Origin of the sequence: Brevibacillus sp. WF146, from assembly GCF_001673705.2 — a bacterium.
In the GTDB taxonomy this organism is placed as follows: domain Bacteria; phylum Bacillota; class Bacilli; order Brevibacillales; family Brevibacillaceae; genus Brevibacillus; species Brevibacillus thermoruber.
Genome location: NZ_CP109943.1, coordinates 2925805 through 2950503, shown reverse-complemented (window position 1 = coordinate 2950503; position 24699 = coordinate 2925805). Strand labels below are relative to the sequence as shown.

Below are 24699 nucleotides of genomic sequence, written 5' to 3'. Positions count from 1 at the left end.
GAACTCTCCCTCTCTTTTCCTTTCTCCAATCGCAACCTGTCTGGAAAGGTGGTCAATTCGCGTGGAACTCGGCATATGGCAAAAGCGACTGCTTGCGTGTTTTCCCGTGCTGCTGGTTGCCCTGATGCTGTGGCATTTCAACACCTGCAAAACGACTTCCTCATCGTCCTGTCGATGTACGCTTCGGTCATTGATGAAAATGTCGTGCAGTTTGATGAAGCAGCAGTGGAACCGCGAAGGGAAGATGGCCTGGGGCAAATGGATTCAGTATTCGCTCTTGGGGGTTGTCCTCAGTTCCCTGCTGTTTACCTTGTGCGTGCTGGCGTTCCGAACGGTCGAGCCCGCCCTGAAGCCGCTGCTGGTGTCGCTGTGGCAGGCCGCCTCGCTTCCGCCCGAGCATTTGAACGGCACCGGATTCGTCACCAGTTTTCTGGAAGTGGTGGAGATGCTGCTCTACGCTTTACGCTCTTTTTGGCGGTTTATCTGCCCTACGAACGGTTTATCAGGGAAGCGCCGCAGGGACCGGAGCACACCCGCCTGGAAAACAGCGGACTGGTCTGAAAAGCCGGCAGCCGCCAGAAACAGCCATCCCGCAGCCCTCTTTGCCGGGAGGGCTGTTTTGCCTTTCCCGGATGGCAGCCGTTCCCTGCACCCGGCGGAAAGAAATCCGTGCCATTCCGCCGGGCTCCTAGTATACTCATAATAGTCGCAATTTTTCGCAGAAGGAGTGGAGAGAGATGAACGAACAACTGGCCATCGAACTGCGGGACGTTTCCTGGCAGCGAGAGGACCGGTATATCCTGCGCGGGATTGATTGGCAGGTAAAACAGGGGGAGCACTGGTGTCTGGTGGGGCAGAACGGCTCCGGCAAGACCAGCCTGCTCAACATCATCTGCGGCTACGTCTGGCCGACGACGGGGCAGGTCTCCGTAATGGGACAGCGGTACGGCACGGTGGACCTCCGCGAGGTGCGAAAATCCATCGGCTGGGTCAGCTCCGCGCTGATGGCCCGACTGCACGAACACGAGACGGCACAGCGGGTCGTCCTCAGCGGGAGGGAGGCGACCATCGGGTTGTACACTGCGCCGGAGGAGGAAGATCTGCAAAAAGCGGCAGAGCTGCTGGAGATGTTTGGCTGTGCATCGCTCATCCACAGCCCGTACCGGACGCTCTCCCAGGGAGAACGGCAAAAGGTGCTGATCGCGCGGGCGCTGATGGCTTCGCCGCGCCTCCTGATTCTGGATGAGCCGTGTACCGGTCTCGACCTGCTGGCGCGGGAACAACTGCTGGAGATGATCGACCGGATCGCCCGCCAGCCGGACGGTCCCACGCTCTTGTACGTCACCCATCACATCGAAGAGATTCTGCCGTGCTTCACGCATGCCCTGCTGCTGAAAAACGGCGAAGTGGATCGGGCGGGGCGCACGGTTGACGTCTTGACGGAAGCCGAACTGAGCCGCTTCTTCGGGGTGCCGATCGCGATTCGGCAGGTACAGGGGAGAACCTGGGTCAGCCTGGCGGAGCCGGCGTCCGCCCGTTAGCCGCTTTTTCAGCCGCATGCCTCTCCGCATTCGTGTATAATACGAGGTAGAATGAAATGCATTTTCGGAAGGAGAGGAGAGATGGAGGCTTGACCAATGTTACCGCGCTGATTGCCGAATCCACCTGGGCGATTCTCACCTATGAAGAAGCTTGGAAAAGCTACATCAACAGCTACGTCATCGCCAAAAACGACGCGTTCGTGCTGATTGACTCCCATCTGCGCAAGCACCGCCCCTATTTTCAGCAGGCGCTTGCGGAGATTGGAGTCAAGCCGGAGCGGATCGGTTACGTGTACTTCACGCACCGACACGCTGACCACATCGGTAACGCCGACCTGTTCCCCTCCCGTCACAATTGGATTCACCTGGAAGACTACTACGAGTTGGACGATTTTTCCCAAACCTTGTTCGGACATACGTTTACCGGTTCCGGTGGGGACCTGCCGCTTCTGCAATTCCGCCATCTTCCGTTTCATACCGAAGGCTCCGTCGCTTTTTTTGACCCCGATACCAAAGTCTGTTTTGTCGGCGATCACCTCAGCTTTTTTGCCAGGCCGGCGGAACGGGTGGTCGACTACGGGGCGGAACTGCGGGAATCGTGGCGGCAGTTTCTCCTTCGCTGGAAAGAGCAGGAGCCCGAGAAGGCGGCCGGCATGGCGGAAGGCCTGGAAATGCTGCTCGGCTGGCCGATTGAGCGGCTCGCCACCGGTCACGGCACCGTTCTTTCGGGGGACATCGCTCCGTTTCTGCAGGAACTGATTGCGTTGGCCCGCCAGCCGTAAAGCGCCTTCAAGCGCAAGACAAAAGCCTCACCCGGCATGGGTAGAGGCTTTTGTCCATTCTTGCAAACGCTTTTCCAGCTCCGCCCGGTTCAGGCAGAGCGAGACACCGGCATGCGTCATCAACTGGTGCACGTGGGTGATGGCCCGCTCATAGTTGCCTTTGGCCGCTTCGATTTCGGCCAGGCAAAACAGCTTCCAGTCGCGTGCCGAACGCCTGCCGTCGATCAGGCGGAAGGCTTCCAGCGCGCTGTCGATCTCGCCCAGCCGGGCGTGGGAGCAGGCGATCACACCGAGCGAGTCGGTCATGCCGTGGTCGCGCTGATAGACGCGAAACGCGATTTCCAGGGCCTCGCTGTACCGCCCGAGGCTGAAGTAGACGAAGGCCAGATTGTAAAACAGGTAGTGGATCAACGCCTGGTTAAACAGGGACGGCTGTTCCTTGCAGACGTTCAGCCCCTGCACGATGTACTTTTCCGCCAGTTCGTAATTGCCGGCCATGATCTCGTGGGTCGATTTGTCCAGCATCGCCACGGAACGAGAGCGGTTTCGCCGATAGGAGGCGTCCAGCCAGCGCATCCGCTTTTCCGGATGGCGCTTGTACAGATTGCCGATGTATTGAAAGCGAAACGGCCAGTGGAGCCTGAGGAAGGCCACGAGCAGCACGGCCGCCACGCCAGACAGTGTCGAAGTCACGTTCAAGGCAAAGTATTCCAAGCGGTTGACACCCTTTCTCTCTGCTGCATCTCCTCTTCATCTTAGCACAGATCCCGCTGGCGTGACAGATGTTTGCGGCGATGGGAAAAGGGGAAGGCCGCCGAGCTTCTGCATCGTGGAGAGGTCGTGGGCCTCGACGGCAGCCCGGGATACGGTGTACAGCGTATCGCCGATCAAGAGGATGCGCTGCACGTTTTTCTCGCTCTCGTACCAGTCGTCGCCGGCCTGCTTGTAATCCGCCGCGCTCAGGTGGGTGATCCTGCCGCGCAGCGTAAAGCCGTGCTGCAGGTCCAGCCGGTAGACGTACGCCCCCTGGAAAGCAAACCGTCCGTGCTCGCGGACATCGCCGGCTGCCTTTTGCGCGTCCGTCAGCTCCCGCACCGTAACCGGGAAGGCGAGCAGGTGCTTCTCCGGGGAGAAGAGCAGGGCCTTGTGGTTGGACAGCAGTTCCGACTCCGTGCCGCGATCGCCGATCACCGTCTTGAACGTCTCTTTCGGGTTGTTCAAGTCCGTGACGTCGAATAGCGCCACTTTCATCCCCTGGTAGAAGGCCCATTCCTTGTCAGCGACCGCATCCTTGCCGAAGCCGATGATGTGGTGTTCGTCGTAGGGGTGCAGGTAGTCGCTGTAGCCGGGGATTTTCAGCGCGCCCAAAACAGCGGGAGCATTGGGCTGCTTCAGGTCGATGACAAACAGCGGGTCCACTTTTTGAAACGTGACCACGTACGCCCGATCGCCCATGAAGCGGACCGAGTAGATGCGTTCCCCCGGCGCGATGCCTTCCAGCTTGCCCGTGACGTTCAACCGGTCGTCCAGCACGTACAGGTTGTTTTTCGAGATGCCTTCGTCCGTGCGCCAGACATCGCCGCTGGTGGTGGCGATCCGCAGGTACTTGCCGTGTTCGTCCATGGAGAACTGGTTGAGGATGCGGCCGGGAACCGAACCTTTGCCGGTAAAGGACAGCGCGCCGGCTTTCAGCGCAAACCGGTACACGGCCGTCCTGGCGTTGTCGGGCGGCAGCGGTCGGGACAGGAGCGCCCGCTCGAACGGTTTGACGTCCCGGGCAGGAGCCGGCTGTTCGGTGACGGCGACGTACAGATTGCCGGGAGAGGCGTAGATGTTTTCGCCCGCGCCCAGATAGGCGTGCACCGACATGGGCTGGCGGGGATCGTCCAGGTTGACGCCCGCTGCCAGCAGGTAATCCGGTTGGAGCGCCTCCGGGAAATAGCGGATCTCCTGATAGGGGACGGTCCGGTAGCCGTCACCCCGGACGCTGTCGCGATAGACCGGTCCCGGCGCTTCTTCCTTCTGTTCCAGGATGAGGGAGGGATCGATCCGCTTGTTGGCGGTCAGGTAGAGGCTGGAGCCGATTTTGCGGGAGGAGAGGTACTGGCCGTCCAGTTCCAGCCGCCGCGTCAGCTTCGGATGCTGCTTGTCCCCGATGTCGTACACCAGCGCCTGCACCGTCACCGGCACGTGAGCGGCGAGGCGGGAATCGCCGCGCAGCGCGGGAGCGTTCGAGTGGCCGATCACGATCAGCCGCTTCTCGTCCACATAGATTTCGAGCGGGTCGAACTGGCCGTCCTCGTAGGTCAGACGGCTCATCAGCTCCATGTGGCTCGCGGGAGCGGCCCGGATGATCCGCACGTCGTCCGGTGTCGCCTGATACAGATAGGTGCCGTCCGTCTTGACCACGTCCGCTTCGTCGACGCCCTGCACCTGGACGTTGGTCGTGGAATAGGCGGCGTTCCTGCCGGTGCTGCCGCCCGCGACGGGAGGGGCCGCGGACGCCGCGCTCTGTGTTTCCATGGCCAAGTCTCTGGTGGGGTAGAGGTAGGCGCGCTGCTTCCAATTGGTTTTCAGCAGCTTCTTCAGATGGTCGTACGAACCGACGACCGGCAGCTCGTCTGTGCCGGCGGCGGCCGCCTCTTCGTCGCCGATCCCGACGGCGGCGACAAAGGCAGGCACGGCCGCAAACAGGAGGGCGCCGGCCAAGAACCACGCGATGGGTTTTTTCATGCAGATCCCCCTTTCGATACTCATAAGACGGCAGCTCAACGAAAATGTTTCAGCGCCGTCCGAAGACGGCAAAAAACCCGGCAGGCGTGCCGGGTTTGCACGTGTGCCGGGTTATTGCGGAGGATTTCTGTCGGTGACCGCCGCCGTGCCGTTCTGCAAAGCGGGGATCAGGTTGCTCTCCAGGATCAAATCGGAGATGCGCAGCCGGTTTTGCGCCGCCAGCGTGGCTTCCTGCGCCCCTTGTCCGTCGACCGGTTTGCCGCTGGTTCTGTCCAGGTACTGGCCCTCCTCCCACAGGCCGTTCTGGACCAGAAACACCCGGTTCTGCGTCACGTAGGAGCCGTCCCGGAAGACCACCTGCTTGTTGCTGCCGGAGGGAACATCGAAGAGTCGCTGCCCCATGAAGTAATGGCCTTCCTGGGGAACGCCCAACAGGTACAGGAGCGAAGGGGTCAAATCCAGATGGCCGGCAACCTGTTCATCGACGGTCCCGTTTTTCTTGCCCAAGGCGGAGCTGTAAATCACCAGGGGCACCTTGTCGTACTGCTTGTCGTACTGCGGCCGGATGCCGATGCGCGCCAGTTCCGCGTCGGGCAGACCGGCGTCGTGGTCGCCGTACACGGCCAGCACGGAGGAGTCGTACAGTCCGCTTTTTTTCAGCGATTCGATAAATTCGCCGAGCGCCTGATCCGCATAGTGCACGGAATGCAGGTAATCGCCCATCATCGTTCCTTCCAGCTCGCCCAACTGAAGCGTTTTGTAGGCGGCCGGCACTTCGTTGAACGGATGGTGGTTGGAGAGCGAGATCAGGAAGGCGAAGAACGGCTGCGGCAGTTCCGTCAGCTTTTCGTTGATCTGCTTGAAGAAGTCCCGGTCCGACAAGCCCCAGCCGACCTTTTCGCCGTCTTCCAGATTCTCCATGAACATGGACTGTTCGAAACCGAGCTTGCGGTGCATCACCGCGCGGTTCCAAAAGGAGCCGGCGTAGGCGTGCGCCGAAAAGGTGGTGTACCCCTCCCGCTTGAGCGCCTTGGGCAGCGAATCAAACTCGTTTTCGACAAAGTTAAAGTAAATGCTGCCGGGAACCGAAGACGGGTAGAGCGACACAAGCGACGTAAATTCGCCGTCGGACGTGCGGCCGTGGTACGTCTGGTCGTAGTAGTTGGGATAGTAGACGCCTTCGCGGACCAGCTTGTTCAGATTGGGCGTCACTTCCTGACCGTTTACCTTCAGATTCACGACAAACGCCTGCAGCGATTCTTCCTGGATGACGATCAGGTTTTGCCCCTTCGCCTTTCCGAACAGCGGGCCGGGCTGCCATTTGCCGTTTTCGGCGGCAAACCATGTCTTCACGTCGTTGATCTCTTCGGGTGTGGCCTTTCGGTTCTTCAGGGCGCGGTTCACGTATTGATAGATGTCAAACAGGTGATAGTGGTAAATGCCCAATTCCTGCAGGACCGCCTTGTTGGAATAGCGGGAGTCCAGCAGGGAAGGCACCTTCGCCAGCGTCCGCTCGATGTTGAAGGTGGAACCGAACACCAAGAGAAACACGATCGCCATGGCGAAGATCCGGCTTGCCGTTTTCCAGACCGGTCCGCGATGCGCAGACAGCATCTGCTTCATCTTGAAACGGTACAAGAGGATCAGCAGCGGAATGTCGACAAAATAAAGCAGATACTTCCCGTCCGCCAGCGTCCAGATGCTGCCGCTGATTTCGTTGACCTGCCCGATCTGGCGCAGCAGGCTGATCGACGTGACGTCGTGGAAGTAGCTGTGGTAAATGGAATCGATAAACATCAGAGTGCTCAAAACCAGGTCGACCAGCATCACATACGCAAACCGGAAGGCAAACGGAAACGCGTTGCGGCAGATCAACAGGCTTGCCACGACCAACAGGGAAATGGCGTACACGGTGCCGTCCAGATTCATGTTGACGATGCGGTAAAACAACGGCACTTTCCAGGCAAAGATGGCGACGAGCAGGATGAAGTCGATCTTCGCCTGGAGCAAGAAGGTGATGTTTCGTACAAGCTGTTTTCCTTTCATGACCCTACCTCTCCACTCTCTGAACAAACCTTGTCCTCGTGTTTAACATATTCTTCCAAAATCGCTGTTCATCCTTTTTTCTAGCGTGAACCCTTTCTGTCGATCATCCCCTCTTGACATGATAATCCCCTTTGCGCCGGTTCACAAGCCAAATAAATTTCCTGGATTTTTCCGAACCGCTCCGCAAGTGCATACATTCTACGGACAGAGGGGAGCGGGTGTGATATAATAAGAGGCGGTTTACGATACCTCGCACACCACTTGGTCAAAAAGGGGCGACATAGATGGAAAAGCTAAAGCAAAGCATTCTGGAACTGATCACGGAGACGTCCACCAATCTGCCGCCGGACGTGCGCCGCGCGATCAACGCCGCGAAAGCGAAAGAAGATATGGGCACCCGTGCCGCTCTGTCTCTGTCCACCATTGCGCAAAACATCACGATGGCGGAGGAAAACGTCTCGCCGATCTGCCAGGATACCGGCATGCCAACCTTTGAAATCAAAACGCCGGTCGGCGTCAATCAACTGGTGATCAAAAAGGCGATTCACGAAGCGATTGCCGAAGCGACCAAAACCGGGAAACTGCGTCCCAATTCCGTGGACTCCCTCACCGGTGAAAACAGCGGAAATAACCTGGGACCGGGTACGCCGGTCATTCACTTTGAACAGTGGGAAGAAGACGAGATCGAAGTCAAACTGATCCTCAAGGGGGGCGGCTGCGAAAACAAGAACATCCAGTACTCGCTCCCCTGTGAACTGGAGGGGCTCGGCAAGGCGGGCCGCGACCTGGACGGCATTCGCAAGTGCATCCTGCACGCCGTCTACCAGGCGCAAGGACAGGGCTGCAGTGCCGGCTTCATCGGCGTCGGCATCGGCGGCGACCGGACGTCCGGTTACGCGCTGGCCAAGCACCAACTGTTCCGCCGCGTCGACGACGTCAACCCCAACCCGACCCTGGCCGAACTGGAGAATTACATCATGGAAGCGGCCAACCAACTGGGGATCGGGACGATGGGCTTCGGCGGCAATTCCACGCTCCTCGGCTGCAAAATCGGCGTGGAAAACCGCCTGCCGGCCAGCTTCTTCGTCTCCGTTGCCTACAACTGCTGGGCGTTCCGCCGTCAGGGCGTGCGCCTCAACGCGGAGACGGGCGAGATCATCCGCTATCTGTACAAGGATGAAGAGGTCCCCATGGACATGACGCCGGCCGCCATCGAGCAGCCAGCCGGCGAACGCCGCGAAGTGGTGCTGGAGGCACCGATCACGGAAGAGCAGATCCGCAGCCTGAAAGTGGGCGACGTGGTCATCATCAACGGCCTGATGCACACGGGACGCGACGCCCTGCACAAGTACCTGATGGATCACGACTGCCCGGTCGACCTGAACGGCGGCATCATCTACCACTGCGGTCCGGTGATGCTGAAAGACGAAGCGGGCAAGTGGCACGTGAAGGCAGCCGGTCCGACCACGTCGATTCGCGAGGAGCCGTACCAAGGCGACATCATCAAGAAATTCGGCATCCGCGCCGTCATCGGAAAAGGCGGCATGGGAGCCAAAACGCTGAAGGCGCTGCAGGAACACGGTGCCGTCTACCTCAATGCGATCGGCGGTGCGGCCCAGTACTACGCCGATTGTATTGAAGAAGTGGAAGGCGTCGACTTTATGGAGTTCGGCATTCCGGAAGCGATGTGGCACCTGCGCGTCAAGGGCTTTGCCGCCATCGTCACGATGGATGCGCACGGCAACAGCCTGCACGCCGACGTGGAAAAAAGCTCGAAGGAAAAGCTGGCGCAGTTTGCCGAGCCGGTCTTCAAATAAAAACGGATACACGCACAAAAAACCTTTGGTCACCCGCTGCGGGGCCAAAGGTTTTTTTCGCCCGTGCCAGGGGGGCTGTTCTGCGGCGCAACCGTCACCCGCCGCCTCGCCGCAAACGTTCGTCCGTCGGGGTTGCCGTGGTTGGGCGGAGCCTGCCACGGCGAATTTCATGGGTGTTTGACCAATCTGGCGAAAATGGGTATTGGTTTATTTCCTCGCTCCGCGGGCGGGCATAGGTTAATAACGAATCAGAACCCCAAAAAGGAGTTGGTCATGCGTGAATTATGTAGTCCGACCCGGTGACACGCTCAATTCCATCGCCGCCCGCTTTGGAGTGTCGGTGCAGGAACTGATCCGCGCCAACAACCTCCAGCCTCCGTACTATATCTACATTGGACAGACGCTTTTCATTCCGATCCGCGAGACGCCGACACCGCCGCGTGATGACGTGGACCGCCGCCTGCGCCGCCTGGAGGGACAGGTACGCGATCTGGACCGCCGCGTGGACCGCCTGGAAGTGCGCGTTTCCCGTCTGGAAGGCCGCCCGCGCCCCCGTACGTAAACGACCCGTTCGTCTCCCGAGGAGCTTCCTCGGGATTTTTTTCGCGCCGGAAGCCTGCGCCACTAGACATTATGCTTGAACTCCAGATAGCGGAAAGCTACGATAAAGACAATACAGATAGGGGGGAAACGCATGAAGTGGAATGTTGCCTTGCTGCAGATGGATATCGCTTTCGGCCGGCCGGATCTGAACGCGGCAACGGTGCGCAGGTTGGTGAATCAATTGGCGGAGGCGGAGCAGCAGCCGGATCTGGTGGTTTTGCCTGAACTGTGGGACACGGGGTACGATCTGACCCGTCTGGACGAGATCGCCGACGACAACGGAGAACGGGCAAAAGCGCTGCTGCGGGAAGTCGCCGTGCAGCTAAAGGCCCACGTCATCGGCGGTTCCGTTGCCGAACGCCGGGACGGACGCGTCTACAACACCACGTTTGTGTTTGACCGGGAAGGAAATCTGGCGGGGAGCTATTCCAAAGCCCACCTGTTTCGCCTGATGGACGAAGAAAAGTATCTGGCGGCGGGAGAGAAGCCCGGATTGTACATACTGGACGGACAGACGGCGGGTTCCGTCATCTGTTACGACATCCGCTTTCCGGAGTGGCTGCGCGTCCACGCCCTCAAAGGGGCCAAAGTGATGTGCGTGCCCGCGCAGTGGCCCCACCCCCGGCTGGATCACTGGCGCCAACTGCTGATTGCGCGCGCGATCGAAAACCAGATGTACGTCGTCGCCTGCAACCGCGTCGGCGAGGGAGGCGGCAACACCTTCTGCGGCCATTCGATGGTGGTCAATCCGTGGGGGGAAGTGATCGCGGAAGGGATGCAGCAGGAGGAGATCGTTTACGCCGAACTGGACCTCGCGCTGGTGGACGAGGTGCGGGGCCGGATTCCCGTGTTTGCCGATCGGCGTACCGAACTGTACGAACTGTAGTCCGGCCTTGTCCGGCATCGCGGCTGGGGGCGGCCGGGATGTGACGTGTTCCAAGCAGTCGGACATTTGACCGGCACGCCTGCGGACCAAAAATGGGCGATTGCGACCGCCCCATCCGATTTTCCTTTCGGGCCTATTTGGCATAGGGTGATAAGAGAGGAACAGAAGGAGGTGCGGTCATGTTTCGACTGAACGGCAAATCGGTTCGCCACCATTTTGACGGCGTTTACGGCAAAGTGGTGCAGATTCGCGAGCTGGTGGAAGTGCTCGACCAGATGTTCGATTCCTTCCACAGGGTAAACGACATCAGCCGCTCCATGCTCGGGCCGCGCAAGCCGAGCGCCAAGCAGTTGGATCGTCTGCGCTGAGCGCACAATACGAAAATCACAGGGGAACCGCGACGACCATCAAGCGGTTCCTTTTCCACTTTAAAGAGGGATGGCAGCGAAACAACCGTGCCAGCCGGCAGCACGGCCGGCGGTAAGGGATCGCCGCGCCCGAGCCTGCCACAAAACTTCCAACAGCAGATCGGCGGAACGCAAGCCTCGGAAGCAGCAGCAACCGTCCAAGGACCGGTGCGCATTTTACAGAAACAGGCTGCTCTGCAAGCAACACCGGTCAATGAAACGGCCGCTGGTCCGGGGGCGGAATGCGTGCTTCATGGGATACAACAGTTACGTCCAGTAAAACTTCTGAGAACGAACGGGAACGAATTCGTCTGTGCTGTCGTCAAAGAGTAAAAAAGCTGGGAAGGAGTGAACAGAATAAACAAGAAGATACACTCGCTGTCTCTCGCGTTCGTGTTGGTGGCATCGGTCGGTGCTTATGCGCTCGCATTTCAAGGCGACGGAAACGAGGGCGCAGGCACTTCAGATGCGAACGTGGAGGTGAAAGCCGACAGTAAGCCGCTCAACAAAAATCCCGAACCCATTCTGAAAGGGAACGCAGATAAATTGGGCTTGCATAGCCAGTCCTTCAAAGCCACCAAAAGCAGTGTTCTTGACGAAAACTATTTGGAAGAACAGAACGCGGAAGTGAAGCTGACCGAGTACATGACGTACGAGGAATTTGTGAAACTTGCGGGAGATGACGCCGTTTCCATTGAAATCGCCAAAGACGCGTCGTCTTGGCGGTTCAGGTCTATTATCCGAATGGGCTTGAACATCCTCGTTTCGGCCTCATCAAAAACTGCCTGGCCACCGGCATGTATGATGCGGAAACCGGGGAGTATCTCGGCGGTAATTTTAAAACAATGAAAGGAACGGTCTGCACACGAAAAGGACGGGGAGCGCCCGTCCTTTTTCATGCCGCCGGCCATTTTGCACGTTTCCCTGGTTCCGCTGCGATTGCCATGCGGGCGGAGGTCACGGACGCGACTTCATCCGCTCCATGGCCATCCGCACCAGTTCCTTGACCATGCTGCCGCCCAGTTGACCGCCGATCCGGCCGGCGTCGTGGGCGGTGAGGTGGCCGTTGTAGCCGTTCGTCAGGGGAATGTTCAGCTCTTCCGCCACTTCATACTTGGCCTGCTCAGGTTCGTTCACCCGGGCCGCCTGGGCTTTCAGCCGGTCCAGCCCGTGTTGCGCCTGCGGGACGAGGGGACGTCTGCGCCTGCTCATCCATCATCACCTCTGTCCCTAGTCTGCCCGTTCAGACCAGCGCTTTACGCTGCTTGAAGGTGGTGTCGGGATAGTAGGTGTTGGCAACCAGCAGATTGGGGCCGGCGCAGTTGACCGCCGGGCAGTGACAGTTGATGGTCTGGTTGAGCGGATGCTCCTGCCAGCGCTGAAACATCGTCTGCAGCCGGTCGGTCTGAATGTTGCCGAGCGGCTCCACGTCGCCGAAGTCGGTGACGATCACGTCGCCGGTGAAAATGTTGACGTTCAAGCGGTTCCGGCCGTCGGGGTCGTTGCGCACGGTGACGTTTTTCGCTTCCCGCAGGCGGCGGATCAGCTCCCGGTCCGCTTCCAGCGGGCTGCAGGCGAAGAAGGGAAGCGTGCCGAACAGCATCCACACCTCTTCGTTGCGCACGTCCAGGAGCGAGTGAATCGCGCTGCGCAGTTCATCCAGTGTCAGCACCTGCAGATCGCGGGCAAAGTCGCTGGCGTACATCGGATGGACTTCGTGACGGCGGCAGCCCATCTCTTGAATCTGCTTGTGCAGGATGTCCATTTTCTTCCACGTCCGCGTGTTGAGCATCGTCTCCGCAGAGACAAACACGCCGGCCTCCGCCAGTTTCCGCGCATTTTCCCCGATCAGGGCAAATTGCTGCTCCGCCTGTTTGAGTGAAACCGTACGCCCGCTTTTTGCGTAGACAATAGCAAGGAACTCCTCGGGCGTAGACCAGTTCCAGGAGATGTGCATCACGTCTATGTACGGCAGGATCTGTTCGTACCGGGAGAACGGCAGGGTCATGTTGGAGTTGATCTGCGTGCGCAGACCGCGGTCCGCCGCGTAGCGCAGGATCGGCAGAATCACCTCTCGCACGGTCCGTTCGCTGTACATCGGTTCCCCGCCTGTTATACTGAGAGTAAGCAGGTCTTCCGCTTCGTCCAGCCGGCGCAGAATCAGGTCGACGGGCAGAGCGGGATCGTCCTTGAAACGCAGCGTATCGCCGACGGCACAATGCTCGCAGCGGAGATTGCACAGATTGGTCACGGTCAATTCGACGCTGGTCAGCTTGTAAGCGGGCGGCGTCGCGTTAAAAAGCGGCTCCCATGGGTCGTGCCGCGGAGTCAGTGGTGTGGTTGGAACCATGCGGATCATGGTGAGACCTCCTTCAATTACACACGTACATTCATATAATTATACTGACTAGGGAGCGGAAGGAGAATAGCGAACAACATGATAATGGGCATTTCTTTTGGACGCGGCGTCTTTTTTCACGACCGGAACGTGCTGGCCTGCGCAGAAGTGAAGGACGGCGTCATTCACCTCTGGGCGGAAAAAATCACCTTTCGGACCATCGGCAAAATGTGGCTTCGCATTTGTTTTTCCTTCCCCTGGCCGTATCAACTGCTGCATCTGGCGCTCGTCCTGTACGTGATCGCTGCGGCGGCGTTCCCGCGTCTGGCCGTGGTCGATCCGTGGTGGGCGGCCGTGTATGTGGCGGGATTTCACTTCATCTTCCCGCGGGAGCTGAAAAAATTTCACGGCGCGGAGCACAAGGTCTTCAGCTATCAGGGGGAAAAGCGGCTTGAGTCCTGGAAAGAGATTGCCAAGGCCGACATCGTCAATGCCGGCTGCTCCACCAACCTGGTGGTGTGGTTCTTCGCCGGATTTTTGCTGGCGCTGCCGTTTGCGGCGCTGCCCTGGTGCGTGGCGGCGGGCGTCGCGTGCCTGCTGGTCGGCGCGGCAGGAGACCGCCATCTGCGCAGGTACTGCCGCTTGATCTACAGCTTGTCGGCCTTTTTTCAACGTCATGTGACCACAAAAGAACCGGCCCGCCTGCACCTGGAGACAGCCATTCGCTCGTACCGCCTGTTTGAGCATATCCGCAGCAGCGAACAGCAGCGGGCGGCGTGACATGCGGCATGAAAACAATGGCGTGTTCCTGACGAACGCGCCTTTTTTGCGAACGGATGTGGGGCAAGCGGCCCGATCTGCCAATAAAAAAAGCCGCCAAGACGCGGCTTTTGCGACTTACCGGCTGAGCGGCTGTTCCTCCAGCTTCCGGTAGATTTTCCCCTTGTCCACATAAGACTGCTGGATACGGCGCAGCTCGCGGAAATCGTCTTCCGTCAGTTCCCGCTTCACCTTGGCGGGAGAGCCCACCACCAGGGTGCGGGGCGGCACCTTCATTCCCGGCGGAACCAGCGCGCCGGCGGCCACCATCGCTTCTTCGCCCACTTCCGCGCCGTCCATGACGATCGCGCCCATGCCGATCAGGGCACCGCGGCGGATGATGCAGCTGTGCAGCACGACGTTGTGGCCGACCGTCACTTCGTCTTCCAGGATGAGCGGATTGCCGGGGCTTTGATGCAAGGTGCTGTTGTCCTGAACGCTCACCCTGCGGCCGATGACGGTGGGAGCGATGTCGCCGCGGATGACGGTGTTGTACCAGATCGAGGTGTCTTCGCCGATGGTCACATCGCCGGAGATGACCACGCCGCGGGCGATGAATGCGGATTCGTGAATTCGGGGAACGCTATTTTCAAATGGAAGCAGCAGCATGAAAATCCCTCCTGTCAATGAGATAGCGGGCAGCCGGTCTGCGGCGGACGGGAATGCGCGAGGGAAAAACGGCCGGTCACCGGGTCGAAGTCCACGACGATCCCGTTCAGCAGCTCCTTCTCTTCGTCGCGGTAAAACAGACGGATGCCGGTCACGTCGACCGATTTGTCCAAGCGACCCGCCTCCGTGATGGCGATGCTGTACGCAAGACTGCCGCAGCCCGACGTCGTCGCGATGATTTTGATGCCCAGCCGGTCGGCGTCCCGCTCTTCCGCAATCAACGCGGACAGACGGGCGGCAGCGGTCGGGGTAATGGTGATCACGCTCAGCCCTCCTTTGTCCCCCATTGTACTACAGGCGGGTCATGTTAACAATTTGCCACGTTTGCCATTAGATTCGGGTTGACCGATCTTGCGGCATGTGCTAAATTAAATGGTACTGATTCGGTAATGGCAAGGAATGCGGGTAGTCGCTGCCGCGGCCGTTTTCGGTCGGCGGTAGAGGAAAGTCCAGGCTCGCCCAGGCTGAGATGCCTGGAGTGTTCGTACCTGGTGCAAACCAGGGCAGTGAGGCTTCGGCTTCGCTGACGGCGCGGAAAGGGTTCTCCCTGAGACCCGAGTACGCTGAAAGTGCCACAGAAACGGAGCTTCCCTGGCGACAGGGGAGATGGAACGCGGTAAACCCTGCGAGCGAGAAACCCAAATTTGGTAGGGGAACCGTCCCGAAGGAAATGAACGGAGGGACGGATGGCGGCCTCGGCTGCCATAGATAGATGACTACCGCTCTTGGTGCGAGGGGAACAGCCCCGCTTGCAGCACGGGAGACACAGAACCTGGCTTACAGCATTCCTTGCTATCACGACGCACGCAAAAACCGTCTGGCTTCCAGACGGTTTTTTTCATTCTCCGCATCCCCCGCATCAGAGAAGACCGTGCTGCGGGAACCTCCCGCCCGCATCCGTCCGCGTCCGTGCCTGCCGGTACTGCCGGCCGACAGGAGCGGACGTTCCCGCCCATCCTTTCTCCACCCAGCATAATCGATGAACAGGGCGAATAAAAAACAGTGGATGGGGAAGGCGGCTCACTCTTTGGAAGCGTTCACCTCCTCCCGACGGAATATCTGAAACGCATCCTCCCGGTTCGACAGGCACCCGAGCAGGGGGGAGGACAAGCGGACAGCCTGACGGCTCTTGTCGGAAAAACAGGCGGTCAAACGGGCGTACTAGCACAAGCCCTCCCCCATAGGGTTTAGGAGGAGGTGATTTCTTGGATCACGAACGCTTTTTCCGAAACATGATCGAACAGGCGGAACAGGTCTGGAGCAGGGTGGTGTCCTCTCCGCGACGTAAGGTTGTCTACACGGTCAACGGAGTCGACTACACCCCCCTTCCGGACCGGTTTAACACTCGACGCAAAATTGCCCGGTATTTTCGTCGGTTTTGGGGGAAACGGCTGACGCGGGTGATGGTGTGCAACCTGAACCTGCGCGTCGTCAAAGGCAAACTGTGTGTGCCGGCAGGGGACGTGCCTCCGCTCCCAACCATGGTCCAATCGCTGCGCATTGTGCGAAATCGCCCCAATCAAAAAGTGATCCGGGCCGTTCTCACCGGTGGCTCCACCCGCGTTCGCATCGATTACCGGTTAGTCCGCACAGGGCCGTCCAGCCCCTTTTCCATCGCCAAACGCACGGCCCGAGAGTTCGATATCCGATACCGCTCCTGTCCGGCGAAGCCAGCGGCAGCTGCCAAGCCAACCATCAGACCAGCGGCCAAGCCAACCATCAAACCGGCCGCCAAACTGGCCGCGAAGCCGACCGCCGTCAGGAAGAAAAGGAAGCTCCTCAAGACCCCGTAAGGCTGGGGTCGAGGAGCTTTTTTCCCGTCAGGACCGGATCGTGACGTGATACGCCCGCATCCACACATCCATTTGAGCCAGGTAGGCAAACAGTTGGGGGGTGCTCATCAACTGGCCGAAAAACGGAACGTCCGAGGCTTTCGCGTCCGCCAGGGCCAGCCGGCGGACCGCTGCCGTGTCAATCAGCCGGTGAAGGGGAGAGGAGGAATCGTCCAGAATCTCCAGGAGCCAGGAGCGGGTCGCTTCCGTGTACGCGGGATTATGCGTCTTCGGATAGGGGCTTTTTTTGCGGTACAGGACGTCGTCGGGCACGATGCCCTCCAGTGCCTTGCGCAGGATGCCCTTTTCGCGGCTGCCCCACATTTTCAGCGACCAGGGGATGTTCCAGACGTATTCCACCAGCCGGTGGTCGCAAAACGGCACACGGGCCTCCAGGCTGGCCGCCATGCTCATCCGGTCCTTGCGATCCAGCAGGGTGTTCATGAACCAGGTGAGGTTTAGGTAAAACATTTCGCGGCGGCGTGCCTCCAGCGGACTTTCGCCGGGCAGATGCGGCACCTCGTCAAGCGTCTCCTCGTACCGCTGCGCCGCGTATTCCTCCGGCTTCACCCACTCCCGCAGTTCGGGCGAAAGCCAGGCGGCCCGCTGTTCGATGGCCCGCGACCAGGGGAACGTGCGGGCGTGGAGCAGCTCTTCGCGGTGGAACCAGGGATAGCCGCCAAACACTTCGTCCGCGCACTCCCCGGACAGGACCACCGTCGTTTCCTTTTTGATCTCGCGGCAAAACAGGTAGAGAGACGCGTCGACGTCCGCCATGCCGGGCAGATCGCGGGCGTACGTGGCGGTGCGCAGGGCATCCACCAGCTCGGGCGTGTCAAACTCGATCGCATGGTGAACGGTGCCAAAGAAAGAGGAGACCCTCTGCACGTACGGGGCGTCGGCGTTGGGCTGGAAGGCGTTCGCCTGGAAGTGGCGATCGTTGTCCACGTAGTCGATGGAATAGGTGTGCAGCGGTCCCCGCCCGTCGCATCGGAACGCCTCGGCCGCGATCGCGGTGATGGCGCTGGAGTCCAGCCCGCCGGAGAGCAGCGTGGCGACCGGGACGTCCGCGACCAACTGCCGCTGGATCGAATCGATCAAGAGCTCCCGGACGGTTTGGGCGGTCCGCTCCGCGTCGTCGGTGTGGGGGCGGCTCTCCACCTGCCAGTACCGCTTGATGGAGAAGCGCTCGCGCGTGACGGTCAGGTGGCAGCCGGGCCGCAGTTCGAAGACGTCGTGAAAGACGCCGTGTCCGGGTGTCCGGGCCGGTCCGAGGGCAAAGATTTCGGCGATCCCTTCCCGGGACAGGACCGGTTTGACAGCCGGATGGGCCAGCAGCGCCTTCAGCTCGGACCCGAACAGAAACGAGCTGCCCCGTCTGGCGTAAAAGAGCGGCTTTACCCCCATGCGGTCGCGGGCCAGAAACAGGGATTGCTCCCGTTCGTCCCAGACCGCGAAGGCAAAGATGCCGTTCAGCTTGCGGACGCACTCGCTGCCCCATTCGATGTAGGAGGCGAGCAGCACTTCCGTGTCCGAGTGGGAGTGAAACGCGTGGCCTCTCGCCAGCAGTTCCCGGCGAAGATCCTCCGTGTTGTACAGTTCTCCGTTGTATATCAGGGTATAGGCGTGTCCGCCCAGTTCGCGCGTCATCGGTTGACGGCCGCCCGCAGGGTCGACGACGCACAGCCGTCGGTGTCCAAATGCGACCCGCTGCGACAGCCAGTACCCCTCATCGTCAGGTCCCCGTCTGGTCAGCGTCTGTGTCATGGCTTCAATCGTGGCTCTCTCCTGGGAAAGGTCTTTTTCCCAGTCAACCCATCCGGTAATTCCGCACATTATCGATCACCCTTCTCGCATGAAACGTTGCACATCCAGGGTATGCAGGGCGCCCAGCCGAGTTGTCTGTCCAGCAGGGAAAGCGAAAGAGAAAGCGGAATTGTTAACAGACGGAATGAGTTGCGGAGGGATGGCGCAGTGGAACAGTTGACGCTGTTGTTGATCGAGCGCATGGGGATTCTGCTTACGCTCGCCTTTATACTGACGCGCATCCCGCTGTTTCGCCAACTGCTGGACCGGGACGTTCACCTCGGGACGTCGATCGCGTATTCGCTGCTGTTTGGCCTGTTCGGGATGGCCGGCACCTATGCGGGCGTGGTGGTGCGAAAGGAGGCGTACCTCCCCGCTTTCTGGATTTTTTCGCTGCAGCCCCATGAAGCGATCGCCAACTCCACCCTGGTGGGCGTGGTGATCGGCGGGCTGTTGGGCGGGCCGCTGGTGGGGCTGGGAGCAGGCTTGATCGCCGGAGCTCATCTGTACAGCCTGGGCGGATTTGCCGCCTGGCCGGCGGGGCTTTCCGTGCCGATCACCGGGCTCTTCGCCGGCTACGTGGCGCGCTTTTTTTCCCAGGAGCGGGTGATCTCCCCCGCCAAGGCGCTGTTTATCGGCATGTTCGCCCCCATCATCCAAATGTCGCTGCTGCTGATTTTCGCCCACCCTCCCGAGCTGGTCCGGACCGTCGTCAACCTGATCGGCATACCCATGGTGCTGACCAACAGCATCTCCATCGCCATTTTTACCACGATGATCCACATCGCCCTGAAAGAGGAGGAGCGCTCCGCCGCGACGGAAGCGGAGCGGGCCTTTACCATCGCCGAGCGGATCCTGCCTCATCTCAAGCAGGGCTTGACGCCGCAGACGGCCCAAGCCGCTGCCCAGCTCCTGCTGCGGGAAGCGAAGGCGGCAGCGGTGGCGGTCACCGACCGGGAGCGCCTGCTCGCCCACGTCGGGGCCGGCGCGGATCACCACCTGCCCGGCGAGCCGGTGGGGAGCGAGTTGGACCGGCGGGCGATGGTCAGCGGCGGCATCGAGACGGGGCTTACCCGGGAGAGCGTCTCCTGCGAGCGAAAGCACTGTCCGCTGCACGCGGCAGTGGTGGTGCCGATCCGGGAAGGGGACAGCGTGGTCGGGCTGATCAAGCTGTATTTCCGCCGTCCCCAACAGATCGGCAAGGTGCAGGAAGCCCTGGCCAAGGGGCTGGGCAACCTGCTGTCCAACCAGCTCACGCTGACGCTGGCCGAGAAAATGAAGGGGCTGATGAAAGACGCGGAGCTGCGGATGCTGCAGGCGCAAATACAGCCGCACTTTCTGTTCAACACGCTCAATTCCATCGTCACCCTGATCCGGATCAATCCCGATCTGGCGCGGCACATGACGATCCAGCTCGGCGTGTTCATGCGCCTCAACCTGAAGCTGACCGCAAGTCCCCTGGTCACCGTCGGGCAGGAGCTGAACCACCTGAACGCGTATCTGGAGATCATCAACATTCGCTTTGCGGAACAGTTTGTCGTCCGCTGCGAGGTGGACGCCGGCGTCGAAGAAGCGCTGATCCCGCCGGGGACGCTGCAGCCGCTGGTGGAGAACAGCATCCATCACGGCCTGCGGGGCAAGCCCAGCGGCGGGGAGATCGAGGTGAGCGTGAAGCGGGACGGAGGACGGGTGGCCGTGGTCATCGAAGACAACGGCGCGGGCATCCCCGCGTCCATCCTGGACAAGCTGGGCGCGATGCCGCTGGAGAGCCGCGACGGAAACGGGATCGGCGTCTACAACGTCAACCAGCGGCTGGTCAGCCTGCTCGGCCCGTCCGCCCGTCTGCGCTTTGCCAACAAACCGGAGGGCGGCTGCCGGATCACCTTTTTCATACCTCACAGAGGAGGAGAGGATGTCTGATGCGCATTCGCGTCATGATTGCCGAAGACGAACACCTGGCCCGGGAAGAGCTGGCCTACCTGCTGCAGCAGGAAAGCGACGTGGAACTCCTGCCCTGTGCCGCCAACGGCAGGGAACTGCTGCGCCTGGTGGAGGAGCACAACCCCGACGTGGTGTTTTTGGACATCAAAATGCCGGAACTGGAGGGGGACCAGGCGGCGCGTATGCTGGCGGCGCGCAAGGATCGGCCGCTGCTGGTCTTCTCAACCGCCCATGAGGACTACGCGGTGGAAGCGTTCAAGCTGAATGCCGTCGATTACCTGCTGAAGCCGACGGAACCCCACCGCCTGCGGGAAACGCTGCAGCGCGTGCGCAAGCGGCTCGCCGAAACGCCTGTGCCTCACGCGGGAAAAGTCTCCAAGCTGATCGTGGAAGAGAACAACCGGCTGGTGGTGATCGACCCGGCCGCCGTCATGTACGCCGTCCGGGACGACCGGGTGGTGCAGATCTGCACGGAGACGGAGGTGTACACCACCCGAATGACCCTGCAGCAGTTGGAGGAAAAGCTGCAAGCCCATTCCTTTTTCCGCACGCACAAGAGCTACCTGGTCAACCTGCAGTACGTCAGCGAGCTGGAGCCGTGGTTCAACGGGGCGTACAACCTGATTCTGAAAGGGCCGAAAAAAGTGCGCGTACCCGTCTCCCGCACGGCTGCCAAAGACCTGCTGAAGCGGCTGGAAGGGTAGAGGTTTCCCTGCGCTGATTCCTCGTTTTGTGCATGTGGCGCACGGGATTGTGCAGGATGCGCAAAAATGTACGCAATATTGGAATTGTTTTGTAAACTAAAGGAAGCGCTTACAATCCGGTGGGCGCCACATTTGCAAGAGGGGGAGATCCAATGGGAAATACGAGCCCGGCGGCCAAAGGGACGTCGAAGCCGCCGTCGATTGACTACGCGGCCGTGAGCCGTTCCGCCGCCTTCCAGGAACTGTTGAAGCGGAAAAAAGCATTCATCCTGCCTTATTCCATCTTCTTCTTCGTGTTTTACTTCACCCTCCCGATCATGACCTCCTACTTTCAAGTCCTGAACCGGCCCGCTTTCGGGGCGATCACCTGGGCCTGGGTATTCGCTTTTGCCCAGTTCATCATGACCTGGGCCCTCTGTATCATCTACACGAAGCGCTCGGAAGAGTTTGACCGGATGGTGGAACAGATCAAACAGGAGACGGGAGGAAAAGGGGTATGAACGTAACCGCGTTTTTGCTGTTTCTGGCCATCGTCATCTTGACGCTGATCATCACCTACTACGCTTCCAAGCGGACCAACACGACCAGCGAATTTTACACCGCCGGGGGCGGCCTGACCGGCTGGCAGAACGGCCTTGCCATTGCGGGCGACTACATGTCGGCGGCTTCGTTTCTCGGCATCGCCGGGATGATCGCGCTGTCCGGCTTCGACGGCTTTTTCTACAGCATCGGTTTTCTCGTCGCGTATCTGGTCGTGCTGTACCTGGTGGCCGAACCGCTGCGAAACCTGGGCAAGTACACGATGGCGGACATGATCGCGGCCCGCTTCAACAACAAGCAGATTCGCGGCGTGGCCGCGCTCAATTCCGTCGCCATCTCCATTTTTTACATGATCGCGCAGTTGGTGGGGGCCGGCGCGCTGATCAAACTGCTGCTCGGGCTGGAGTACACCACGTCCGTGCTGATCGTCGGCGCCCTGATGACGGTGTACGTGGTCTTCGGCGGGATGACCGCCACCTCCTGGGTGCAGATTGTCAAGGCGGTGCTCTTGATGGCCGGCACGTTCATCATCTCGGTGATGGTGTTCGCCAAGTTTGGCTTCAGCGTCACGGCCATGTTCGAACACATGAAGACGGCCACGCCGCTGGGCGAGAAGTTTCTCTATCCCGGCAACAAGTTCAAGGACGGGCTGGACACGATCTCGCTCAACCTGGCGCTGGTGCTGGGCACGGCCGGTCTGCCGCACATCCTGATCCGCTTCTTTACCGTGAAGGATGCGCCGACCGCGCGCAAGTCGGTGGTGTACGCCACCTGGATCATCGGCATTTTCTACGTCATGACCATTTTCCTGGGCTTTGGCGCGGCTGCGTTTGTCGGCCAGGACAACATGGACCCGGCGGGCAACATGGGCGCTCCGCTTCTGGCGCAGTACCTCGGGGGGAACTTCCTGTTCGCGTTCGTCTCCGCCGTCGCCTTCGCCACGATCCTCGCCGTGGTGGCGGGGCTGGTCCTGTCCGCCGCCTCCGCCTTTGCGCACGATTTTTACAGCCATGTGATCCGGCAGGGCAAAGTGACGGAGCGGGAGCAGATGCTGGCCGCCAAGTGGGCGTCGGTCGGCGTGGCCGTCATCTCCATCCTGCTCGCCTTGTTCGCGCAGAAGCTGAACGTCGCCTTCCTCGTGGCGCTTGCTTTTGCGGTGGCGGCCAGCGCCAACCTGCCTGTGATCATCTTTACCATTTACTGGCGCCGTTTTAACACGACGGGAGCGGTGACCGGCATGCTGGTGGGGCTGTTCAGCGCACTGATCCTGGTCGCCCTCAGCCCGAACGTCTGGAATCCGGAGCCGGGCAAGGCGATTCTCGTCGGCCATGCCCTCTTCCCGCTCAGCAATCCGGGCATCGTATCCATCCCGCTGGGCTTTTTGGCCGCCTGGCTCGGCACGTACTTCTCCCGCTCGCGGGACGACGCCAAATTTGAAGAAATTCAGGTCAAGGCCAATACGGGCATGAAGGAAACGGCATAGCCCGCGGATAAGTAATGAAGAAACTGGAGATGCTGGGGTGAATGCCCCAGCTTCTTTGCCATTCAGGCGGAAGTGGGGGATGGCATGTCTGCGGTGATTTTCTTTTGCAGCGTGATTATCGGCACGCTGTTCATCACGTATTCCGCGGCCAGGCGGGCGGTCAACCCGCGCGAGTTCTACGCCGCGGGGAACCGCCTGACCGGTTTGCAGAACGGCGTGGCCATCGCGGGGGACTACATGAGCGCCGCGTCTTTTCTCGGCATTGCGGGGGCGATCGCCCTGTACGGGTTTGACGGCTTTCTCTACGCGATCGGTTTTTTCGTCTCCTATCTGGTGATGCTGTCGGTAATCGCGGAGCCGCTGCACAACCTGGGGCGGTACACCTTGGCCGACGCGATCGCCGTCCGCTTTGACAGCAGGGGGCTGCGCGGGGTGATCGCCTGCACGACGCTGTTGATCACGATTTTTTACATGATCGCCCAACTGGTGGGGGCGGGGGCGCTGATTCACCACCTGTTTGACATCGAGTACGAGACCGCGGTGATGGTGGTGGGCAGCCTGATGACGATCTACGTCGTCTTCGGCGGGATGGAGGCCACCTCCTGGGTGCAGATTATCAAGGCCATTCTGCTCCTGACAGGCACGTGCATCGTCTCCATGATCGTGCTGGCCCGCTTTGATTGGAGCCTGGCGGCGCTGTTTGATTACGTCAGCACGGCCACCCCGCTCAGGGAGCGCTACCTCTATCCGGGCAACCAGTACGTCAGGCCGCTGGACATCCTTTCGCTGCATCTGGCGCTGATCCTGGGAACGGCCGGCCTGCCCCACATCATCGCCCGACTTTTTACGGTAAAGGACGCGGTCACCACGCGCAAGTCGATCATCACGGCCACCTGGATCATGGGGGCGTTTTACCTGATGACCATTCTGCTGGGATTCGGCGCGTGCGCGTTTATCGGCTGGCAGACCCTGGAGCAGGCCGGGTTCGGGGGGAATCTGACGGTGACGCTTTTGGCCGACGCGCTGGGCGGCGAATTCCTGATGGCCTACATCTCGGCCGTCGCCTTCGCCACGATACTGGCGGTCGTGACGGGATTGGTGCTCGCCGCGTCCTCCGCGTTTGCCCACGACGTCTACAGCCACATCGTCCGCAGCGGACAGGCTTCCGAACGGGAGCAGGTGCTGGTCGCCAAGGCTTCGTCCGTCGCCGTCGGCCTCGTCTCCATCTGGCTGGCGATCGGCGCGCAGAAGATGAACGTGGCGATTCTGGTGGCGCTGACGTTTGCAGTGGCCGCTTCGGCCAATCTGCCGCTGATCCTGTTTACCCTGTACTGGCGGCGGTTCACGGTGCAGGGAGCGCTTGCCGGGGTCATCACCGGCGTACTGGCTTCGCTCCTGCTTGTCTGTCTCGGCCCGTCGGTGATGCATCCCGAGCACGGCTTGATCCTGGCCGAGCCGCTGTTTCCCCTGGCCAATCCGGGACTGGTCTCGATCCCGCTCGGCTTTCTCGGCGCGCTGCTGGGCACCTGGCTGAGCCGACCGTCGCCGGGGGCGTCGGAGCGGTACGACCGGGTGCTGGTGCAGGCGCATGCCGGCATCCGTCCGCCCGCTGACCGGGCCAGGCGCGAGGCCGACGCATAAAGCGGCCGCAGCTCCCGTGACGAGGCGGGCACAATCAGGGAGAGATGCAGGAGAAAAGCGGGGAGCTTCCGGCAGCAGCCATTTCCCCACCCGGCGACTGAAACGAGGAAG

The 24699-nt window shown here is 60.5% G+C and carries 23 protein-coding genes and 1 other RNA gene; 16 read left to right on the top strand and 8 right to left on the bottom strand.

The features are described 5' to 3' along the window. The first annotated feature begins 75 nt into the window (after positions 1-75). The 3 genes from A6764_RS14605 (at position 76) to A6764_RS14595 (ending at position 2323) form a co-directional block, all read left to right on the top strand. Positions 76-561 (top strand): hypothetical protein, encoded by a 486-nt coding sequence (locus tag A6764_RS14605; protein WP_141669559.1) that lies wholly within the window; start codon positions 76-78, stop codon positions 559-561. A 176-nt stretch (positions 562-737) separates the two neighbouring features. Then, positions 738-1541: an ABC transporter ATP-binding protein gene (locus tag A6764_RS14600; protein WP_370512094.1), complete on the top strand. Its 804-nt coding sequence runs from the start codon at positions 738-740 to the stop codon at positions 1539-1541. 89 nt (positions 1542-1630) lie between these two features. Continuing rightward, positions 1631-2323 (top strand): MBL fold metallo-hydrolase, encoded by a 693-nt coding sequence (locus A6764_RS14595; RefSeq protein ID WP_065066144.1) that lies wholly within the window; start codon positions 1631-1633, stop codon positions 2321-2323. A 27-nt stretch (positions 2324-2350) separates the two neighbouring features. Here A6764_RS14595 and A6764_RS14590 read toward each other — a convergent pair whose 3' ends face one another. From A6764_RS14590 to A6764_RS14580, 3 genes are all read right to left on the bottom strand, one after another. Beyond that, positions 2351-3037, bottom strand: coding sequence for a tetratricopeptide repeat protein (locus A6764_RS14590; RefSeq protein WP_065066145.1), 687 nt, complete (start codon positions 3035-3037; stop codon positions 2351-2353). A gap of 36 nt (positions 3038-3073) precedes the next feature. Further along, on the bottom strand, positions 3074-5056 hold the full coding sequence (locus tag A6764_RS14585) for a beta-propeller domain-containing protein (protein ID WP_264622268.1): 1983 nt from the start codon (positions 5054-5056) through the stop codon (positions 3074-3076). 111 nt (positions 5057-5167) lie between these two features. Beyond that, positions 5168-7102, bottom strand: coding sequence for an LTA synthase family protein (locus tag A6764_RS14580; RefSeq protein ID WP_065066149.1), 1935 nt, complete (start codon positions 7100-7102; stop codon positions 5168-5170). A gap of 284 nt (positions 7103-7386) precedes the next feature. Between A6764_RS14580 and A6764_RS14575 the strand changes: the two genes are divergently transcribed. The 5 genes from A6764_RS14575 to A6764_RS14555 all read left to right on the top strand — a co-directional run bounded on the left by A6764_RS14575 (position 7387) and on the right by A6764_RS14555 (position 11664). Beyond that, a complete protein-coding gene (locus A6764_RS14575) occupies positions 7387-8919 on the top strand; it encodes a fumarate hydratase (RefSeq protein WP_035298157.1) in 1533 nt (510 codons plus the stop codon). Positions 8920-9196: 277 nt separating this feature from the next. Then, positions 9197-9481 carry a LysM peptidoglycan-binding domain-containing protein gene (locus A6764_RS14570; protein ID WP_029099299.1) on the top strand — a complete coding sequence of 95 codons (285 nt, stop codon included), beginning with the start codon at positions 9197-9199 and terminating at the stop codon, positions 9479-9481. Between the two features lie 132 nt (positions 9482-9613). Next, entirely contained in the window at positions 9614-10408 is a 795-nt protein-coding gene (locus A6764_RS14565) for a carbon-nitrogen family hydrolase (protein ID WP_065066150.1), read from the top strand. A 179-nt stretch (positions 10409-10587) separates the two neighbouring features. Beyond that, positions 10588-10776: a hypothetical protein gene (locus tag A6764_RS14560; RefSeq protein ID WP_029099301.1), complete on the top strand. Its 189-nt coding sequence runs from the start codon at positions 10588-10590 to the stop codon at positions 10774-10776. 387 nt (positions 10777-11163) lie between these two features. Next, positions 11164-11664 carry a hypothetical protein gene (locus A6764_RS14555; protein WP_065066151.1) on the top strand — a complete coding sequence of 167 codons (501 nt, stop codon included), beginning with the start codon at positions 11164-11166 and terminating at the stop codon, positions 11662-11664. Positions 11665-11772: 108 nt separating this feature from the next. Here the strand turns inward: A6764_RS14555 and A6764_RS14550 are convergent, their stop codons facing one another. Both A6764_RS14550 and yfkAB read right to left on the bottom strand, forming a co-directional pair. Further along, positions 11773-12027, bottom strand: coding sequence for an alpha/beta-type small acid-soluble spore protein (locus A6764_RS14550; protein WP_029099303.1), 255 nt, complete (start codon positions 12025-12027; stop codon positions 11773-11775). A 31-nt stretch (positions 12028-12058) separates the two neighbouring features. Then, entirely contained in the window at positions 12059-13174 is a 1116-nt protein-coding gene (yfkAB, locus tag A6764_RS14545; protein WP_044900156.1) for a radical SAM/CxCxxxxC motif protein YfkAB, read from the bottom strand. Between the two features lie 78 nt (positions 13175-13252). Between yfkAB and A6764_RS14540 the strand changes: the two genes are divergently transcribed. Beyond that, positions 13253-13933: a DUF1385 domain-containing protein gene (locus A6764_RS14540; RefSeq protein ID WP_029099305.1), complete on the top strand. Its 681-nt coding sequence runs from the start codon at positions 13253-13255 to the stop codon at positions 13931-13933. 117 nt (positions 13934-14050) lie between these two features. Here A6764_RS14540 and A6764_RS14535 read toward each other — a convergent pair whose 3' ends face one another. Next, a complete protein-coding gene (locus A6764_RS14535) occupies positions 14051-14581 on the bottom strand; it encodes a gamma carbonic anhydrase (protein ID WP_065066152.1) in 531 nt (176 codons plus the stop codon). Positions 14582-14595: 14 nt separating this feature from the next. Then, positions 14596-14904: an iron-sulfur cluster biosynthesis family protein gene (locus A6764_RS14530; RefSeq protein WP_065066153.1), complete on the bottom strand. Its 309-nt coding sequence runs from the start codon at positions 14902-14904 to the stop codon at positions 14596-14598. Positions 14905-15038: 134 nt separating this feature from the next. Here A6764_RS14530 and rnpB point away from each other — a divergent pair. Together rnpB and A6764_RS14520 are read left to right on the top strand one after the other, a co-directional pair. Next, positions 15039-15426: RNase P RNA component class B (rnpB, locus tag A6764_RS14525), an RNA gene on the top strand. Positions 15427-15846: 420 nt separating this feature from the next. Continuing rightward, complete coding sequence (locus A6764_RS14520; protein WP_065066154.1) at positions 15847-16434, top strand: DL-endopeptidase inhibitor IseA family protein; 588 nt, start codon at positions 15847-15849, stop codon at positions 16432-16434. 27 nt (positions 16435-16461) lie between these two features. Here the strand turns inward: A6764_RS14520 and asnB are convergent, their stop codons facing one another. Continuing rightward, positions 16462-18309, bottom strand: a complete 1848-nt coding sequence (gene asnB / locus A6764_RS14515) for an asparagine synthase (glutamine-hydrolyzing) (RefSeq protein WP_264622267.1) — start codon at positions 18307-18309, stop codon at positions 16462-16464. 138 nt (positions 18310-18447) lie between these two features. Between asnB and A6764_RS14510 the strand changes: the two genes are divergently transcribed. The 5 genes from A6764_RS14510 (at position 18448) to A6764_RS14490 (ending at position 24588) form a co-directional block, all read left to right on the top strand. After that, positions 18448-20199, top strand: coding sequence for a LytS/YhcK type 5TM receptor domain-containing protein (locus A6764_RS14510; RefSeq protein WP_264622266.1), 1752 nt, complete (start codon positions 18448-18450; stop codon positions 20197-20199). Beyond that, positions 20199-20924, top strand: a complete 726-nt coding sequence (locus tag A6764_RS14505; RefSeq protein WP_029099311.1) for a LytR/AlgR family response regulator transcription factor — start codon at positions 20199-20201, stop codon at positions 20922-20924. Before A6764_RS14510 ends, A6764_RS14505 begins: the two co-directional genes overlap by 1 nt. A 152-nt stretch (positions 20925-21076) precedes the next feature. Beyond that, positions 21077-21424: a DUF485 domain-containing protein gene (locus tag A6764_RS14500; protein ID WP_029099312.1), complete on the top strand. Its 348-nt coding sequence runs from the start codon at positions 21077-21079 to the stop codon at positions 21422-21424. Next, positions 21421-22947, top strand: coding sequence for a solute symporter family protein (locus A6764_RS14495; RefSeq protein WP_029099313.1), 1527 nt, complete (start codon positions 21421-21423; stop codon positions 22945-22947). The genes A6764_RS14500 and A6764_RS14495 overlap by 4 nt, the downstream gene beginning before the upstream one ends. Positions 22948-23031: 84 nt before the next feature. Continuing rightward, entirely contained in the window at positions 23032-24588 is a 1557-nt protein-coding gene (locus A6764_RS14490) for a solute symporter family protein (protein WP_065066156.1), read from the top strand. Positions 24589-24699: the final 111 nt, after the last annotated feature.

Coding starts and splice junctions, on each gene's coding strand:
- A6764_RS14600 (WP_370512094.1), top strand. CDS start 738: ATGAACGAACAACTGGCCATCGAACTGCGGGACGTTTCCTGGCAGCGA.
- A6764_RS14565 (WP_065066150.1), top strand. CDS start 9,614: ATGAAGTGGAATGTTGCCTTGCTGCAGATGGATATCGCTTTCGGCCGG.
- A6764_RS14605 (WP_141669559.1), top strand. CDS start 76: ATGGCAAAAGCGACTGCTTGCGTGTTTTCCCGTGCTGCTGGTTGCCCT.
- A6764_RS14535 (WP_065066152.1), bottom strand. CDS start 14,581: ATGCTGCTGCTTCCATTTGAAAATAGCGTTCCCCGAATTCACGAATCC.
- A6764_RS14550 (WP_029099303.1), bottom strand. CDS start 12,027: ATGAGCAGGCGCAGACGTCCCCTCGTCCCGCAGGCGCAACACGGGCTG.
- A6764_RS14585 (WP_264622268.1), bottom strand. CDS start 5,056: ATGAAAAAACCCATCGCGTGGTTCTTGGCCGGCGCCCTCCTGTTTGCG.
- A6764_RS14500 (WP_029099312.1), top strand. CDS start 21,077: ATGGGAAATACGAGCCCGGCGGCCAAAGGGACGTCGAAGCCGCCGTCG.
- A6764_RS14495 (WP_029099313.1), top strand. CDS start 21,421: ATGAACGTAACCGCGTTTTTGCTGTTTCTGGCCATCGTCATCTTGACG.
- A6764_RS14560 (WP_029099301.1), top strand. CDS start 10,588: ATGTTTCGACTGAACGGCAAATCGGTTCGCCACCATTTTGACGGCGTT.
- A6764_RS14580 (WP_065066149.1), bottom strand. CDS start 7,102: ATGAAAGGAAAACAGCTTGTACGAAACATCACCTTCTTGCTCCAGGCG.
- A6764_RS14540 (WP_029099305.1), top strand. CDS start 13,253: ATGATAATGGGCATTTCTTTTGGACGCGGCGTCTTTTTTCACGACCGG.
- yfkAB (WP_044900156.1), bottom strand. CDS start 13,174: ATGATCCGCATGGTTCCAACCACACCACTGACTCCGCGGCACGACCCA.
- A6764_RS14505 (WP_029099311.1), top strand. CDS start 20,199: ATGCGCATTCGCGTCATGATTGCCGAAGACGAACACCTGGCCCGGGAA.
- A6764_RS14575 (WP_035298157.1), top strand. CDS start 7,387: ATGGAAAAGCTAAAGCAAAGCATTCTGGAACTGATCACGGAGACGTCC.
- A6764_RS14490 (WP_065066156.1), top strand. CDS start 23,032: ATGTCTGCGGTGATTTTCTTTTGCAGCGTGATTATCGGCACGCTGTTC.
- asnB (WP_264622267.1), bottom strand. CDS start 18,309: ATGTGCGGAATTACCGGATGGGTTGACTGGGAAAAAGACCTTTCCCAG.